The following is a 15632-nucleotide window of genomic DNA, read 5'->3' as shown; positions in this document are numbered from 1 at the left end:
AGATGGAACTGATCCCGATCGGTGATGCGGCGCTGCGGCTGGGGATGCGGACGTCGGCACTGCGCTACTACGACGAGCGCGGACTGGTGTCGCCGTGCGCGCGCAGGGGCGGACGCCGCATGTACGGGCCAGACGAGATGCGGCGGTTGGCCTTCCTCAAACTTGCCAACGGACTGGGTCTGCCCCTGGACACCGCCGCCGCGGTGCTGGACGCCCCCAGTTCCGATTGGCGACAGACGGTCCGCGACCAGATCGACGCCCTCGACCGAGTCATCGCCCAGGCGAAGGGCGCACAGGTGTTCCTGACCCATGCGCTGCACTGCCCGGCCGACCGTCCGGCCCGGGAATGCGCGACGATGGTCGGCACGCTCGACCGCCTGGTCGACGGCCTCAGTGTGGAACAGCTGTCCGCCGAGCAGATGGGTGCTCACCCCGCCGGCGAGTCGTGACCGCGTCCGGCCCGCGTCCACGGCCACGTCATCAGCGCCCACAGCACGAACACGGCGACCGCGCCCACGACGACGTAGAGGGGCCACGGGCCGAGGACGTCGAGCAGGCTGCCGGTGCTCGGCTTGCCGTTCAGGAAGCCGTAATTGCTGCCCGTCAGCCGGTTGAACGCGAACGTGACCACCATCCACGCCGACGTCACCGCCACCGCGATGCGATAGCTGCGCCAGTTCGGGCGAATGCCGCGCCCCCACGTGAGATAGACCGCCCCCCACACGACGACGAGGTGGATGAACCAGAACCCGAGGTACTGGTAGTGCGGAAAGTCCGGCCCGCGCAGGGCCGGTGAGATCAGCGCCTGCACGCTCAGCACCAGCCCCCAGTAGTACATCAGCGCATGCGCCCAGTGTCGCTGGGACCACCAGGCGCACGCCGACACCACGGTGGCGAGATCAGTGAGGTGCAGCGGGACCGACCGCTCGATGCTGGGTGGGAACATCGAATAGACAACCGCCACAGCGTAGATCGCCGCCGTCACTGCTCCGACGACGCGGCCGAACCGGCGGGACTGCGCAGGGCTCTGACGGCGGCCGAGCCCTACCAGCAGCACGGCGCCTGCCACGAACACCGCGATCGCGGCCCAGTGCGAGATCCCGTAGGCGGTGAACTCACCGGATGCGCTCGCCACGATTGGCACGCTATCGCGATTAGTCCTGCGGTGGTTTGGGCACTCCCCTTTCGGTGTGACGCAAGCCACACGTCTTCCAGTTGCCGTCAGGAGAGCGCCATGACCGCCGGGGAACAGGCCAAGAGGACAGACGTCGACAAGGCGCTGATGGGCGGCGCCACCTACCGCAGCCTGGGTGAGCAGCGGCTCTCACCGGGTGAGGAGCGGTTCGAGAAGGGCCGGCGCACCGTCGGTCTCTTCCTCGCACCGGTTGTCGCGATCGCCTTCCTCGCGCTGCCACTGGACATCCCGCCGCAACAACAGACCTTGGCCGGCGTTCTGCTCGGCGTGATCGTGCTCTGGGTGAGCGAGGCGGTCCCGATCCCCATCGGCGGTCTGCTCGGCGTCGCGGTGGTCGTCTTCATGGGTGTGGCGCCGGCCGATGACGTGCTGGGCCCCTTCGGTTCCTCGACGGTGTTCACCTTCATCGGCGCCTTCATCCTCGCCCAGGCGATGCTCAAACACGGTCTCGCCCGGCGCTTCGCGTTCCGCATCCTCGCACTGCCCCGCGTGGGGCAGTCCACCACCGGGGTGATCGTCGCCTTCGGCGGGATCACCTGTCTGCTCTCGGCATTCGTCTCCAACACCGCCACCGTCGCCATGTTGCTGCCCACCGCGATCGGCATCCTCGGCGTCGTGGCGAAGCTGCTGCAGGTGCAGGGCAAGGTCCCCGAAGACTTCGACCCGCTTCGGCTGAAGGTCGGCGCCGCCGTCATGCTCATGCTGGCCTACGCGGCCAGTGTGGGCGGACTGCTGACACCGGTGGGCAGCCCACCCAACCTGATCGGCCGCGGCCTCATCGAGGAGGCCACCGGTGAGCGGATCAGCTTCGGCCAGTGGATGGTGATGGCTGCGCCGATCTGCCTGCTGATGTTCGTGGTCCTCGCGTTCGTGCTGATCAAGCTGAACAAGCCGGAGATCAAGCACATCGAGGGCGTCACGGAGTACGTCGACGAACAGCGCGCGGAGATGGGCAAGCTGTCGAGGGCGGAGAAGAACACTCTCATCGCTTTCGGCATCACCGTCTCGCTCTGGATCTTTCCCGGCATCATCGCGCTAATCTTCGGCAACGACTCCGACATCTACACCGCGGTCAGCGACCGGCTCGACGAGGGCACGGTCGCGGTGTTCGGCGCGGCGCTGCTGTTCCTGCTGCCCACCGACTGGGAGAACCGCGAGTTCACGCTGCGGTGGAAGGACGCCGCACAGATCGACTGGGGCACCATCGTATTGTTCGGCACCGGCATCATCTTCGGATCGCTGCTCGCCGACACCGGACTGGCCGAGACCATCGGCACCTCGGTGGCCGACTCGCTCGGGCTGTCCAGCGTCCTGCCGATCACGATCTTCGCGGTGCTGCTGGCGATCGTGGTGTCGGAGACGACGAGCAACACCGCATCGGCCGCAGTCGTGGTGCCGATCATCATCCCGGTGGCGGTGGCCGCGGGTGTGAACCCGTTCGTCCCGGCCCTGGCAGCCACCTTCGCGGCGTCGTTCGGCTTCATGCTCCCGGTGTCCACTCCGCAGAACGCCATCGTCTACGGTTCCGGGGCGGTGCCGATCACGACGATGATCCGCTCCGGCATCACCTTCGACATCGCCGGCGCGATCCTCATCATCGTGTTCCTGCCGCTGCTGGTCGCGATGCTGGGGCTCGGATCGTGACCGTCCAGAAGATCGCGGTGATCCCTGGCGACGGGATCGGCGGTGAAGTGATCGACGCGGTATGCGCGGTCCTCGACGCGGTATGCGCCAAACACTCGATCTCGCTGTCCTACACCGATTTCGACTGGTCGTGCGAACGCTACGCCAACGAGGGCGCGATGATGCCCGCCGACGGGATCGACACCCTACGCGAGTTCGACGCCATCCTGCTCGGCGCCGTCGGCTGGCCGGGCGTCCCCGACCACGTCTCGCTGTGGGGTCTGCTCATCCCCATCCGGCGGGCCTTCCGCCAGTACGTGAACCTGCGGCCGATCCGGGTGTTCGACGGCGTGCGCAGTCCGCTGCGCGACGCCGACGGGGTGGACTTCGTCGTGGTCCGCGAGAACGTCGAGGGTGAGTACAGCGAGATCGGCGGCCGGATGAACCGCGGCTTCCCCGACGAGATGGCGGTGCAGGAATCGGTGTTCACCCGCGTCGGCATCACCCGGATCGCGGACTATGCACTCGAACTCGCCGCGACCCGGCGCAAACACCTCACCTCGGCGACCAAGTCGAACGGCATCGTGCACACGCTGCCGTTCTGGGACGAGGTCGTCGCCGAACGCAGTGCCCGCCATCCCGACATCGAGGTGGTCAGTGAGCACATCGACGCGCTGGCAGCGAAATTCGTGTTGGACCCGCGGCGCTTCGACGTGGTGGTGGCATCGAATCTGTTCGGTGACATCCTGTCCGACCTCGCGGCCGGGGTCGCCGGGTCGATCGGTATCGCGCCGTCGGCGAACCTCGATCCGACCAAGCAGTACCCGTCGATGTTCGAACCGGTGCACGGCTCGGCGCCCGACATCGCCGGACGCGGAGTGGCCAATCCCGTCGGCGCGGTCTGGTCGGCCGCCATGATGCTCGACCACCTCGGCCACCCGGCGGCCGCCGCGGACATCGTCACCGCGATGGCGGCCACCCTCGCCGAGCCGCACACCCGCACCGGCGACCTCGGCGGCACCGCGTCCACCCGCGAGGTGACCGACGCATTGGTGGACGCCGTGCGCTGAGGCCGGAAACGACGCGCGCGGAGCCTATTTGGATTCCGCGTCGTCCTCTTCTTCGGCTTCCTCCTCGGCGACCTGCTTCCCGGCGTCCTCGGTGTCACGCCGGCGCTCCCGCAGCACGAAGGCGGCCACTGCGAGGGCCAGCACCACGCCGGCGAGCACCCCGATCTCCACCACTGCGCGGGCGAACACCGGGCCCTGGTCGAGCAGTTTCGCCGCCTCCACGGACAGCACCACGATCTCCTTGATGCCGGCGAGGATGCCGACGATCAGGAACGGTTCGGCGACGATCTCATGAGATCGCAGACACGACCGCACCGCGTAGAGCAGTTCGACGAAGATGAAGATCAGCAGCAGGCCGTCGAGCACCTCGAGCATGACCGTCGAGGCGGGCGAGTTGCGCAGCCGCAGCATCGTGTTGAACTGGGCGACCAGCAGGGCGCCCGAGCCGATCACCAGGACGACGGCGATCGCCCAGTAGATGGTGTCCTCCATGACGCCGAGGGCACGGTCGGCGAACCGCTGCCGGTCGTCTTCTTTCTCTTCGTTCTTGGCGTCTTTGGCGTCCTTGACGTCTCTTGTCTTCGCCATCAGCGGTTCAGCCGCCAGATGCTGGTGGACAACGCAGTGGCGAACGCGCACCACAGCGGATAGGGCGCCAGCACCGCCGCGCCAGGTCCGCGCGCCTCGATCGCACGCCGGGTCAGGTCGGCGCTGCTCGCCGTCAGCGCCGCCGCGGCCACCGCCGACGCCCCGAGCCGGTGCTGGTTGAAGAACAGCCAAGTCCAGCCGCCGTTGAGGACGAGATTCGCCGCCAGCGCGACGCGGTAGGCGCGCGCCTTCTCGGGCGCGGTTCCGTCGAGCTCGTCGAGGGTGCCCGCGGACACCGCGGCGATGTCGGCGTACAGGATGGGCCAGACGATCGGAAAGGCCTGCCGCGGTGGCTGAAAACTCGGCTTCTTCAGCTTCGCGTACCACGCCGACTCGGCCGGCCGGCTCGCCAGACCTCCCACTGCCGCGGTGGCGAAGACTGCTCCGGCCGTCTTGGCCAGGGTGGCTGCCCGCATGGGGACCCCTTTCGTCGGATGAGCGATACCCGAATCGCGACCGGGCGAATCTCCGCCGCTCCCAGAGTCAGCCGACCGCGGCACCACGCACGCGTCGCCGCGTAGCCAATCGATAGCCGCCGTAGAGCACCGCGGCCACCGCGAAGTTGACGAAGTAGGCGATGTCGGCGCCGTGCCAGGCCCGTGCCACGAACCCCTCGATGAGGGTGGTGTGCATGAACGGCATCGCGGCGAGGTAGGCCACCACGAACGCGCCGAGTGCCACCGCCGCGTCGCGCGGGTCGGTGTGCTCGGCAGCGGGATCGATGGTGTCCCGCCCGGCGCTGCGCAGCCGCCAGTCGATCACGACCACGGCGACGAACGCCGGGATCCAGTAACTCACCAGCAGCAGTACGTCGGTGAACCTCGTCGCGGTGTCGGCGGCGTGCAGCCACAGGATGAGCAGGAACGCCAACGCCGTGATGATGACCGCCGACACCGGCCTGCGGACCCGGACGCCGACCGTCTGCAACGCCAGCGAGCCGCTGTAGTCGTTCATCACCCCGGAGCCCACCGAGGCCAGCGCGATGACCACCAGCGCCAGGCCGCCGACGACGCCGCCGCCCATCACCGAGCGCACCCCTTCGGCGGTCTGGTCGGCGAGCAGGTCGGCGGCGGCGATGCCGATCGCCTGAACGAAGATGTAGGCCAACACGACCCCGCCGAACGTGTATCCGAAGACCTGAGCACGCCGTGAGTTCGCGGGCAGGTAGCGGCTGAAGTCGGCGGCATAGCTGGCCCAGGAGATCGCGAGGCTGAACGCGATCGTCACCTCGAGGACGAACGCCCCGACCAGGTCGGGGCCCGTCACGGTGGCGGCGGTGATCACGTCGTGGCTGCTGACGACCTTGATGGCGAACACCAGGAAGGTGGCGAACAGCACGACGGTCAGCACTGCTTGCAGCCGGTGGATCAGCTCGTAGCCGAAGAACCCCACGACGCCCTGCACGCCCAGCACGATCAGCACCGCGACCCAGAACGGGATGCCGAGCAGGGCCGCGAGGGCCTCGCCGCCGAACAGTCCCACCAGCGCGTCCCACGCGATCGACGATCCCCACTGCAGCACGCCCGGCAGCACCACCCCACCGCCGAAGGCCATCCGGGAATGCGGCAGCTGTCCGGTGCCGGTGCGCGGCCCCCAGGTCGAAAGGTAGGCCACCACAAGGGAACCCAGGACGGTGCCGATGACCATCGCCAGCATTCCCAGCCAGAAGCCGAGGCCGAGCACGATGGCCAGCGTGCCGGTGAACACCCCGCTCATGGTGACCTGCGGCGCGAACCACACCGTGAACAGCCGGGACGGCTTGCCGTACCGCTGGTCGGTCGGGATGGGCGCGATGCCGTGGGTCTCCACGGACATGTCACCCACCCCCGAGGGTCGGTGACCTGTGAAGGTCGCCGCAGTCAGCGCATTCGACGTCGGGCCGGAAGTCATGCGTTCATTCGACCACGATCGGTCGCTCCCGCCCCGGGCCACCTCGCCGTCGCGTCGGGCGCGGCGAAGGCTAGCGTCAGGGGAACTGACAACGAAGGCGAGCTAACGATCGGAGTGGGTGTGGTCGAGACCGACGCGAACCGGTCGACGCCCGCCTTCCCGCCGGTGCGGCGGCCCGGCCTGCTGGTCGCCGGGCTGAGCGTCGTGGTGCTCACCGTCGCGGTGCTGCAGACGGCGGTGGTCCCGGTACTGGGCGTCATCGCCACGCAGCTGTCCGTGTCCGGTGTCGCCGTCAGCTGGGCGGTCACCGCCAACCTTCTCGCCGCCATCGCCCTGACCCCGCTGATCGGCCGGCTCGCCGACCTGTACAGCAAGAAGCGCGTCCTGCTCACCGTCCTGGCGGTGGTCCTGGTCGGCAGTGTCCTCGCGGCCACCACGTCGTCGCTCGCCATGCTCATCGTGGGTCGCGTCCTGCAAGGTGCGTCGTACGCGCTGTACCCGATCGGGGTGGCGGTCCTGCGCGAGGAGTTGCCGCGCGAGCGCCTGGTGGGCGCGATGACGGTGATGTCGGGAACGCTCGGATTCGGCGGCGGGGCGGGACTGGTGGTCACCGGCCTGCTGATGGCCGACGGCGCCGGCTATCAGCGGGTGTTCTGGCTGACCACCGCATTCACCGTCGTGGTCATCGGCGTGGTGCTGGCGGTGGTGCCGTCCCGGACGCGCACGTCGTCCGGGACGATCGACTGGCTGGGGGCGGCGGGTCTGGCGGCGGGCCTTTCGGCGGTGCTGCTCGCCGTCACCCAGGGCAACAGCTGGGGATGGGCGTCGCCGCGCACGATCGGCACCGCGGTGACGGGAGTCGTCGTGCTGGTGGCCTGGTGGTGGTGGGAGCGGCGCGCTGCGCGGCCGCTCGTGTCGACCCGGATGCTCGCCCGCAGGCCGATCCTGCTCACCAACCTGGCCACCGTCTTCGTCGGTATGGGCCTGTACTTCGCGTTTCTCGGGCTGACGCAGTTCGTGCAGACGCCGAGCGCGGCCGGTTACGGCTTCGGCGCCGATGTGCTCGAGGCGAGCGTGGTGTACCTGCTGCCGGGTGCGGTGACGGGATTCGCCGTGGCACTCATCAGCGGGCGGTTCATCGAGCGGTTCGGCGCGCGCCGGGTACTCGTGGCGGCCGCGCTCGCAGGCATCGCCGGGTTCGTCATGCTGGCGGTCGCTCACGGCCGCCCCTGGCAGGTGATCGTCGCCGGCATCCTGGCCAACGCCTACATCAGCCTCGGCTACGGCGCGCTGCCCGCACTCATCGTCGGCGACGTCGACGCGGGCGAGACCGGCGTGGCGACCGGCATGAACGCCATCGCCCGCACCATCGGCAGTTCGACGGCGGCCGCGGTGGTCGCGGTGCTGCTGTCGCACACTCAGCCCGGCACCGGGCTACCGGTGGAAGCCGGCTTCGTGACGATCTTCTGGGCGGGCGCGGTGACGGCCGCACTCGCGATGGTGCTCATCGCGCTGTCGCGGTCCCGGGAACGCGGTGTCGACACCGACGAGGCACGCTACGAGACGCGGGCGATGAACCACGAGTGGGGTTAGCGCAGCGCCGCGAGGTTCGACACCGACTTCTGCACGTCGGATTCGATGACCTTGGCGACGAGATTGCCCACCCTGGTGTTCAGCAGGCCGCCGGAGAGGTCGGCGATCACCCGGAACTTCGAGCCGTCGCCCTCCTCCTCCACGTGCAGCGACAGTGCGATGCAGACCCCGGGCCTGCCGGTGCCGACGAGCTCGATGTCCTTGGGCTCGTCGTAACGGGTGACCCGCCAGTGGATGGTGTTGCGGAAGCCCTTGACCTTGATCAAGGACGACACGCAGGTGCCGACCTCGATCTCGTCGGGCACGTGACTGCGCCAGCCGGCGAAGATCGTCAGCCACTCGTCGAAGCGGCGCAGATTGGACGCCAGCTCCCATGCGTCCTCCGGGCTCAGGTCCGAGGAAACCGCGACGTCAACCGATGCCATGCCACCTCACTACCCGATGAAGTGCGAATGGTAAACGGTCTCCGGTTCCCGGACACCCCGATCCGACACCCCGTTCCACGCGGAATCTCTCGATGTCACCCGGCATAACGAAGGATTCCATTGTCGGAATGTTAAATCGTTGCGGAATCGCTTGCGAAGGTCGCCGGTATCGGCCATGTTTATAAGGCTGCGGGGGGCTGCATCGAGGAGGACTGCGTTCTGACCGGCACACACACCACCGCCGTCGACAACATCACCGGCACCCCGGGCGGATCCGCCGCGACCGGCCCGGTGATCGAGATCGACCACGTCACGAAGCGCTTCGCCGATTACGTGGCGGTGGCCGATGCCGACTTCTCGATCGGCTCGGGAGAGTTCTTCTCCATGCTCGGGCCGTCGGGCTGCGGCAAGACCACCACGCTGCGCATGATCGCCGGGTTCGAGACCCCCACGTCGGGTGCCATCCGCCTCGAGGGCGCCGACGTGTCCCGGGTCCCCCCGCACAAACGCAACGTCAACACGGTCTTCCAGCACTACGCGCTGTTCCCGCACATGTCGGTGTGGGACAACGTGGCCTACGGTCCGCGCAGCAGGAAGAAGGAGAAGGCGGAGATCAAGCGTCGCGTCGACGAACTGCTCGAGATCGTCCGGCTGACCGACTTCGCCACCCGCAGGCCGGGTCAGCTCTCTGGCGGCCAGCAACAGCGGGTGGCGCTGGCGCGGGCACTGGTCAACTACCCGAGCGCACTGCTGCTCGACGAACCGCTCGGCGCGCTCGACCTCAAGTTGCGTCAGATCATGCAGTTCGAGCTCAAGCGGATCCAGCGCGAGGTCGGCATCACGTTCATCTACGTGACGCACGACCAGGAGGAGGCGCTGACCATGAGCGACCGCATCGCGGTGATGAACGCGGGCAACGTTGAGCAGATCGGCACGCCGAACGAGATCTACGAGCGGCCCGCCACCGTGTTCGTCGCGAGCTTCATCGGCCAGGCGAATCTCTGGCCCGGACGCCAGACCGGCCGGAGCAACGGTGGCCTGGTCGACGTCGAGGTCCTCGGCACCACACTGCGTGCCCGTCCCGGCGAGACCACCATCGAGGCCGGCGGCCACGCGACGCTGATGATCCGTCCCGAGCGGGTCAGGGTCGCGATGGAACAGCCCGCCGCGGAGTTCGCGGCCGTCCGCGCGAAGGTCAGGGACCTGACCTTTCAGGGACCGGTGGTGCGGCTCTCGCTCGCCGCCGCCGACGAGTCCGCCATCGTCGCGCACGTCGGGCCCGAGCAGGAACTGCCGCTGCTGCGCCCCGGCGACGAGGTCTTCGCCTACTGGTCGCCGGAAGCCTCGCTCGTGCTGCCCGCCGCGGACATCCCCACCACGGAGGACCTGGAGGAGATGCTCGACGATTCCTGATCGTCTCGGCATCGGCGTCCGCTCCCCCACACCCATCACGAAAGGCACACCCGCCATGCGCTCCAAGAACTCCGCCGACATCGACCCCGCGCTGCTCGCCCGGCTGACCGCCGCCAGGACGTCCCGCCGTCGCTTCATCGGCGGCGGCGCTGCCGCGGCGGCGGCCCTGGCACTGGGCCCCACCGTGCTGGCGGCCTGCGGCTCCGACAGCGGCAGCGGTTCGTCGTCGCCGACCGCCACCGATGACGGTGCGCCGGCCAGCGGCAATCTGCGGATCTCCAACTGGCCGCTGTACATGGCCGACGGCTTCATCGCCGCCTTCCAGACCGCCACCGGTCTGACCGTCGACTACAAAGAGGACTACAACGACAACGAGGAGTGGTTCGCCAAGGCCAAGGAGCCGCTGTCGCGCGGACAGGACATCGGCGCCGACCTCGTGGTGCCGACGCAGTTCATGGCGGCGCGGCTCAACTCGCTCGGCTGGCTCAACGAGATCAGCGAATCCCGGTGGACCAACAGGAAGAACCTGCTGCCCGAACTGATGGACTCGCCCGCCGATTCGGGACGCAAGTTCAGTGCGCCGTACATGTCCTACATGGTCGGCCTGGCCTACAACCGGGCCGCCACCGGCCGCGACATCACCAAGGTCGACGACCTGTGGGACCCCGCGTTCAAGGGCAAGGTCAGCCTGTTCTCCGACACCCAGGACGGGCTCGGGATGATCATGCAGGCGCAGGGCAACTCGCCGGAGAACGCGGACTCCAAGACCGTTCAGCAGGCGGTGGACCTCATCCGTGAGCAGAAGGACCGCGGCCAGATCCGCCGGTTCACCGGCAACGACTACTCCGACGACCTCGCGGCCGGCAATCTCGTCATCGCACAGGCCTATTCGGGCGACGTCGTGCAGCTGCAGAAGGACAATCCCGACCTGCAGTTCATCGTGCCCGAATCCGGCGGCCTGACGTCGATCGACACCATGGTCATCCCGAACTCGACCAAGAACAAGACCGCCGCCGAGGAGTGGATCAACTACGTCTACGACCGCGCGAACTACGCGAAGCTGATCGCCTTCACCCAGTACGTGCCGGTGCTGTCGGACATGGACGCCGAACTCGACAAACTCGACCCGACGCTGGCGAAGAACGAGCTGATCAACCCGCCGCAGGCCACCCGCGACAAGCTGGCGACCTGGCCCGCGTTGACCGACGAACAGACCCAGGAGTTCAACGCCGCCTACGCCGCGGTCACCGGCGCCTGACCGATGGCAGGCACCGCCACCAGCAGTCGCAGGCGCAGCAGGATCGCGCCCTATCTGATGATCCTGCCCGCACTGGCATACCTGGCAGTCTTCTTCGTCGTGCCGCTGGTCTCGCTGGCGCGCACGTCGCTGTCGTCGTCGGGCGGGTCGGTATACCTTCCGACGCTGACGTTCTCGTGGGAGTTCGGCAATTACGCCGACGCGTTCAGTCGCTACCACGACCAGATCCTGCGGTCGTTCGGATACGCGCTGACCGCGACGGTGGTGTGTCTGCTGCTGGCGTTCCCGCTGGCGTACGTGATCGCCTTCAAGGCGGGCCGGTTCAAGAACCTGATCCTGGGTCTGGTGATCCTGCCGTTCTTCGTCACCTTTCTGATCCGCACCATCGCGTGGAAGACCATCCTGGCCGACGACGGCTGGGTGGTCTCCGCCCTGGGCACCGTCGGGCTGCTGCCCGGTGACGGCCGGCTGCTGTCCACCAGCTGGGCGGTGATCGGCGGGCTGATCTACAACTGGATCATCTTCATGATCCTGCCGCTCTACGTCAGCCTGGAGAAGATCGACCCGCGCTTGGTCGAGGCGTCCAAGGACCTGTACTCGTCGAACACCCGCAGCTTCACCAAAGTGATCCTGCCGCTGGCCCTGCCGGGCGTGCTGGCCGGCAGTCTGCTCGTGTTCATTCCCGCCGCAGGCGATTTCATCAACGCCGAGTATCTCGGCAGCACCCAGACCACGATGATCGGCAACGTGATCCAGCAACAGTTCCTGGTGGTCAAGGACTACCCGGCCGCGGCGGCACTCAGCCTGGTGCTCATGTCGATCATCCTCGCCGGTGTGCTGCTGTACACGCGTGCGCTCGGCACGGAGGACCTGGTATGACGACGCAGGCGGGCGCCGCGGTGGCTGCCGCGGCCCAGGAGGCCGGGCAACCGGCCAAGACGATCAAGGGCAGCCCGCGATGGGGTGACTGGGCCCTGCGGATCGTGGCCGGCCTGGTCCTGCTCTACCTGTTCATCCCGATCTTCGTGATCGTGCTGTTCTCGTTCAACGATCCGAAGGGCAAGTTCAACTACAGCTGGCAGGGTTTCACGCTCGACAACTGGCTCGATCCGTTCAAGTATCCGGCGCTCACCGAGGCGATGAAGCTGAGCCTCAGTGTGGCCGGAGTGTCGACGGCGGTCGCGCTGGTGTTGGGCACGCTGGTGGCGATCGCGCTGGTGCGCCAGCGATTCCGCGGTCAGCGGGCGGTCGACACGTTCCTGATCCTGCCGCTGACGGCGCCCGAGGTGGTGATGGGTGCGTCGCTACTGGTGCTGTTCCTCGACCTGGGCTGGGCGACAGGTTATGTCACGATCCTGTTGGCGCACATCGCGTTCGAGGTCAGCTTCATCGCGATGACGGTGCGGGCCAGGATGCGCGGGTTCGACTGGACCCTGGAGGACGCGTCGATGGATCTGGGTGCGGGTCCGGCCAGGACGTTCTTCAAGGTGACCCTGCCGCTCATCGTTCCGGGCATCATCGCCGCGGCGATGCTGTCGTTCGCGCTGTCGCTCGACGACTTCATCATCACCTACTTCGTGAGTGGCTCGTCGGTCACCTACCCGCTGTATGTGAACGCCGCCGTGAAGGCTGCGGTGCCGCCGCAGATCAACGTGCTGGCCACCGCGATCCTGGTGGTCAGCCTGATCCTGCTCGGCGTGGGAACGCTGCACCGGCGCAAGCGGATCGACGGCTGAGGGCTTCTGCGCTCAGCGGTCGAGCGTCACCGTCACCGAGACCTCACCGCGGTCGTCGCGGTGCGCCACGGCGTGACCCGTGCGGTCGCGGCCCTCGAAGTCGAGCAGGGTGATCGGCGCACCGCCGCCGAGGAAGTTGCGCCACCAGTTCTTCTTGTCAGGCGCGACGACGCCGATGAGGATCGTCTCGCCGCGGCGGCGGTAGCCCACCGGCGTCTCGAACGTGGCGCCCGAACGCCTTCCCACATAGCGGATCACCACCAGGCCGCGGCCGACCAGGCGGCCCACGACGGGCAGGTTCAGCAGCCCGGTCACACCGGCGTTCACGACACCCACGACCGGTGAGTCGAACATCCCTCGCGCCATCGCCACCTCCCTGATGCTCCGACGAGCGTAGCGCTCAGCCGACCTCGGCGGGGACCGGCGCCGGCCGGCTGCCGGCACGCGCGGCGCCGATGCCCGCCGCCACCACGAAACAGATGCCGACCGCCGCCGAGACACCGGGGATCTGGTGCAGCACCACCAAACCGATGATCAGCGCGAACGCCGGTTCCAGGCTCATCAGCGTGCCGAAGGCGGCGGTGGTGAGCCGGCGCAGCGCCAGCAGCTCCAGCGCGAACGGGACCACCGGCAGCAGGACGGCCAGCCCGAGGCCGATCAGCAGGAGTTGCGGTGTGAGCCGGTCGAAGACGTCGGGACCCACCACCGCGGTCGCGACCAGCGCCGCCACCGGCATCGACACCGAGAGACCGCCGATTCCGGCGACCTGGTCACCCACCCGCTGGGTCAGCAGGATGTAGCCCGCCCAGCAGCACGCGGCGGCCAGTGCGTACATCACGCCGACCGGGTCGACGGTGCCCGACCACGGCTCGGTCATCAACAGCACCCCGGCGGCGGCCGAGGCCGGCCACACGATGCGCCCGAGGCCGCGGCCGTGGGCGATCGCCACGGCGAGGGGGCCGAGGAACTCCAGTGCGCTGGCCGTTCCCATCGGGATCCGGTCCAGGGCGGCCATGAACAACAGAGTGACTCCTGCAATGACGACGCCGAGGCCGACACAGGTGGCGAATGTCCGGCGGGTGAACCGCGCGGCGCGTGGCCGCAGCAGGATCAGGAACAGCAGGCCGGCCCAGGCCAGCCGCAGCCAGGCGGCGCCGTCGGCGCCGATCCGATCGATCAGCGCGACCGAGACCGCGACGCCGAGTTGCACCGACAGCATGGCCGCCACGGCCATGAACGCCCCGGTGCGGGTGTGACTGCTGGACATGCCTGAATTGAACGGGAGTCGGACCGTTCGCGTCCACGCGATTTCGACGGACACACCGTTCAGCTTCTACGAACAATCGCTGTCCGCGGTCAGTTGACGAGGTGAATCGCCCCGTCCTGCAGCCGGACCGGGAACGTCCGCAGTCCGAACCGGCTGCCGAGCAACCGGAACATCGCCGAGTACGGACGGAACCCGAAGATCCGGCCCTTCGGCCCCTCCACCATCCGGCCGTTCGTGACGTCGTAGCGCGCGCGGTGCCACGGGCACTCCAGACAGCCCGACGCGGTGACACGGCCGCGGCCCATGCGGGCGTACTGGTGGCGGCAGACGTTGCCGACGGCGAACGGCTCTCCCCCGGGCGTGACGCCGACCGCCAGCACGCCGTGCCGCTCGGTCCTCACCTCCCGGACACCGCGCTCGTCGAGCTGGTCGACGCGGATGAGTAGATCACCCTGCGCCACCGCGGGATTGTCGTGGATGATCGGCGGCAGCACACTGCCGGTGTCGACGCCGCGCTCGTGCGGGTCGTTGCGTAGGCGGACCATGCCCTAACGGTGCCCGGGATGCAGCCGGTCAAACGCGTGCAGTCAGGACGACTGCGACGTCGGTTCGTATCCGCAGATGGCCTCGACCTTGTCGGCCGATGCGCTGGAGGGGTCGAACTCGTAGCCCAGCCACTCGCGCGCCAGCCGCCGGGCGAGCTCCAGGCCCACCACGCGCTGTCCGAAGCAGAGCACCTGGGCGTTGTTGGACAGCACCGATCGCTCGACGGAGAAGCTGTCATGGGCGGTGACAGCGCGGATGCCGGGCACCTTGTTGGCGCTGATCGCCACACCGAGGCCGGTGCCGCACACCAGCAGCGCGCGGTCGGCCTTGCCCTCGGCCACCAGACGCGCGGCGGCGACCGCGATGTGCGGGTAGGCGGTGTTCTCGTCGGTGCCCACGCCGACGTCGGTGACCTCGGCGACGCGGTCGTCTGCCCTCAGGTCGCCCTTGAGGGCTTCCTTGTATTCGTAGCCTGCGTCGTCGGAACCCACGACGATGCGAAGTCGGTCGGTCGTCTGTCGGTCGGTCACTGCGTGTCTCCTCCTGCGGTCAGCGTGAAACAGCCCGCGACGGTGCGCGCGCACATCGCCAGCGACGTGGCGCCGGCGTCGGGGGTGCCGACGCTGCGCTCGGCCAGCGGTCGGGCGCGGCCGACCTTTGGCCGCATCTCGGCGGTCGCGCGGGCCGCCTCGGTCGCGGTCTCGGCGGCCGATGTCCAGGCCTGTTGCCAGGATTCGCCGTCGGCGGTCCTGCGCTCGAGTTCCTCGACGAACGGCAGCAGCGCGTCGAGCATGGTCTTGTCACCGGGCGCCGCTCCGCCCAGTTGGATCAACGCGTCATAGCCGTCGCGCATGCCCGCGGCCACGGTGGCGGAGTCCGGGCGGCCGGTGTCGCCGAGACGTGCCCCGAGGGCGCTGAGCAGCGCACCCCACAGCACGCCGGACGTGCCGCCGGCCTTGGCCGCCCAC

General features: G+C 68.5%; 18 protein-coding genes. 8 read left to right on the top strand and 10 right to left on the bottom strand.

The features are described 5' to 3' along the window. Nucleotides 1-2 precede the first annotated feature (2 nt). Nucleotides 3-449: a MerR family transcriptional regulator gene (locus Q2100_RS08300; protein ID WP_302913626.1), complete on the top strand. Its 447-nt coding sequence runs from the start codon at nucleotides 3-5 to the stop codon at nucleotides 447-449. Here Q2100_RS08300 and Q2100_RS08295 read toward each other — a convergent pair. Continuing rightward, nucleotides 428-1138 (bottom strand): YwaF family protein, encoded by a 711-nt coding sequence (locus Q2100_RS08295; RefSeq protein ID WP_456094133.1) that lies wholly within the window; start codon nucleotides 1136-1138, stop codon nucleotides 428-430. The genes Q2100_RS08300 and Q2100_RS08295 overlap by 22 nt on opposite strands. A 96-nt stretch (nucleotides 1139-1234) precedes the next feature. On the opposite strand from Q2100_RS08295, the gene Q2100_RS08290 reads away from it, so the two are divergent. Beyond that, on the top strand, nucleotides 1235-2839 hold the full coding sequence (locus tag Q2100_RS08290) for an SLC13 family permease (protein ID WP_302913624.1): 1605 nt from the start codon (nucleotides 1235-1237) through the stop codon (nucleotides 2837-2839). After that, complete coding sequence (locus Q2100_RS08285) at nucleotides 2836-3888, top strand: tartrate dehydrogenase (RefSeq protein ID WP_302913623.1); 1053 nt, start codon at nucleotides 2836-2838, stop codon at nucleotides 3886-3888. Before Q2100_RS08290 ends, Q2100_RS08285 begins: the two co-directional genes overlap by 4 nt. 24 nt (nucleotides 3889-3912) lie before the next feature. Here the strand turns inward: Q2100_RS08285 and Q2100_RS08280 are convergent, their stop codons facing one another. The 3 genes from Q2100_RS08280 to Q2100_RS08270 all read right to left on the bottom strand — a co-directional run bounded on the left by Q2100_RS08280 (nucleotide 3913) and on the right by Q2100_RS08270 (nucleotide 6426). Beyond that, nucleotides 3913-4476 carry a phosphate-starvation-inducible PsiE family protein gene (locus Q2100_RS08280; RefSeq protein WP_302913622.1) on the bottom strand — a complete coding sequence of 188 codons (564 nt, stop codon included), beginning with the start codon at nucleotides 4474-4476 and terminating at the stop codon, nucleotides 3913-3915. Next, the gene (locus Q2100_RS08275; RefSeq protein WP_302913621.1) at nucleotides 4476-4952 is read right to left on the bottom strand and encodes a TspO/MBR family protein; all 477 of its coding nucleotides are present in this window, start codon (nucleotides 4950-4952) and stop codon (nucleotides 4476-4478) included. Before Q2100_RS08275 ends, Q2100_RS08280 begins: the two co-directional genes overlap by 1 nt. Nucleotides 4953-5019: 67 nt before the next feature. After that, nucleotides 5020-6426 carry a purine-cytosine permease family protein gene (locus Q2100_RS08270; RefSeq protein ID WP_302913620.1) on the bottom strand — a complete coding sequence of 469 codons (1407 nt, stop codon included), beginning with the start codon at nucleotides 6424-6426 and terminating at the stop codon, nucleotides 5020-5022. 120 nt (nucleotides 6427-6546) lie between these two features. Here Q2100_RS08270 and Q2100_RS08265 point away from each other — a divergent pair, with 120 nt between their 5' ends. Continuing rightward, nucleotides 6547-8019: an MFS transporter gene (locus Q2100_RS08265; RefSeq protein WP_302913619.1), complete on the top strand. Its 1473-nt coding sequence runs from the start codon at nucleotides 6547-6549 to the stop codon at nucleotides 8017-8019. Here the strand turns inward: Q2100_RS08265 and Q2100_RS08260 are convergent. Further along, nucleotides 8016-8444, bottom strand: coding sequence for a type II toxin-antitoxin system Rv0910 family toxin (locus Q2100_RS08260; RefSeq protein ID WP_264014216.1), 429 nt, complete (start codon nucleotides 8442-8444; stop codon nucleotides 8016-8018). The two genes, Q2100_RS08265 and Q2100_RS08260, sit on opposite strands and share 4 nt — an antisense overlap. Nucleotides 8445-8735: 291 nt before the next feature. On the opposite strand from Q2100_RS08260, the gene Q2100_RS08255 reads away from it, so the two are divergent. Genes Q2100_RS08255 through Q2100_RS08240 form a run of 4 tightly spaced genes read left to right on the top strand, consistent with a single transcriptional unit; the run spans nucleotide 8736 to nucleotide 12851 of the window. Then, a complete protein-coding gene (locus tag Q2100_RS08255; protein WP_269895309.1) occupies nucleotides 8736-9857 on the top strand; it encodes an ABC transporter ATP-binding protein in 1122 nt (373 codons plus the stop codon). 55 nt (nucleotides 9858-9912) lie between these two features. Next, nucleotides 9913-11115, top strand: coding sequence for a polyamine ABC transporter substrate-binding protein (locus tag Q2100_RS08250; RefSeq protein WP_302913618.1), 1203 nt, complete (start codon nucleotides 9913-9915; stop codon nucleotides 11113-11115). A gap of 3 nt (nucleotides 11116-11118) precedes the next feature. Continuing rightward, nucleotides 11119-11994: an ABC transporter permease gene (locus Q2100_RS08245; RefSeq protein WP_302913617.1), complete on the top strand. Its 876-nt coding sequence runs from the start codon at nucleotides 11119-11121 to the stop codon at nucleotides 11992-11994. Further along, a complete protein-coding gene (locus Q2100_RS08240; protein ID WP_302913616.1) occupies nucleotides 11991-12851 on the top strand; it encodes an ABC transporter permease in 861 nt (286 codons plus the stop codon). The genes Q2100_RS08245 and Q2100_RS08240 overlap by 4 nt, the downstream gene beginning before the upstream one ends. A gap of 12 nt (nucleotides 12852-12863) precedes the next feature. On the opposite strand, the gene Q2100_RS08235 is transcribed toward Q2100_RS08240, so the two are convergent. From Q2100_RS08235 to Q2100_RS08215, 5 genes are all read right to left on the bottom strand, one after another. Next, a complete protein-coding gene (locus tag Q2100_RS08235; RefSeq protein ID WP_302913654.1) occupies nucleotides 12864-13217 on the bottom strand; it encodes a hypothetical protein in 354 nt (117 codons plus the stop codon). A gap of 34 nt (nucleotides 13218-13251) precedes the next feature. Beyond that, on the bottom strand, nucleotides 13252-14118 hold the full coding sequence (locus Q2100_RS08230; protein ID WP_302913615.1) for an EamA family transporter: 867 nt from the start codon (nucleotides 14116-14118) through the stop codon (nucleotides 13252-13254). 89 nt (nucleotides 14119-14207) lie between these two features. Further along, the gene (locus Q2100_RS08225; RefSeq protein ID WP_302913614.1) at nucleotides 14208-14663 is read right to left on the bottom strand and encodes a Rieske (2Fe-2S) protein; all 456 of its coding nucleotides are present in this window, start codon (nucleotides 14661-14663) and stop codon (nucleotides 14208-14210) included. A 42-nt stretch (nucleotides 14664-14705) separates the two neighbouring features. After that, the gene (gene derI1, locus Q2100_RS08220) at nucleotides 14706-15194 is read right to left on the bottom strand and encodes a D-erythrulose 4-phosphate isomerase DerI1 (protein ID WP_302913613.1); all 489 of its coding nucleotides are present in this window, start codon (nucleotides 15192-15194) and stop codon (nucleotides 14706-14708) included. Then, nucleotides 15191-15632: DAK2 domain-containing protein (locus Q2100_RS08215; protein WP_302913612.1), on the bottom strand; the 442-nt coding region annotated here is incomplete at its 5' end. The genes Q2100_RS08215 and derI1, both read right to left, overlap by 4 nt.

The organism is Mycolicibacterium arseniciresistens (genome assembly GCF_030519285.1).
Lineage (GTDB): Bacteria > Actinomycetota > Actinomycetes > Mycobacteriales > Mycobacteriaceae > Mycobacterium > Mycobacterium arseniciresistens.
This window is presented reverse-complemented; position numbering and strand designations above follow the sequence as displayed.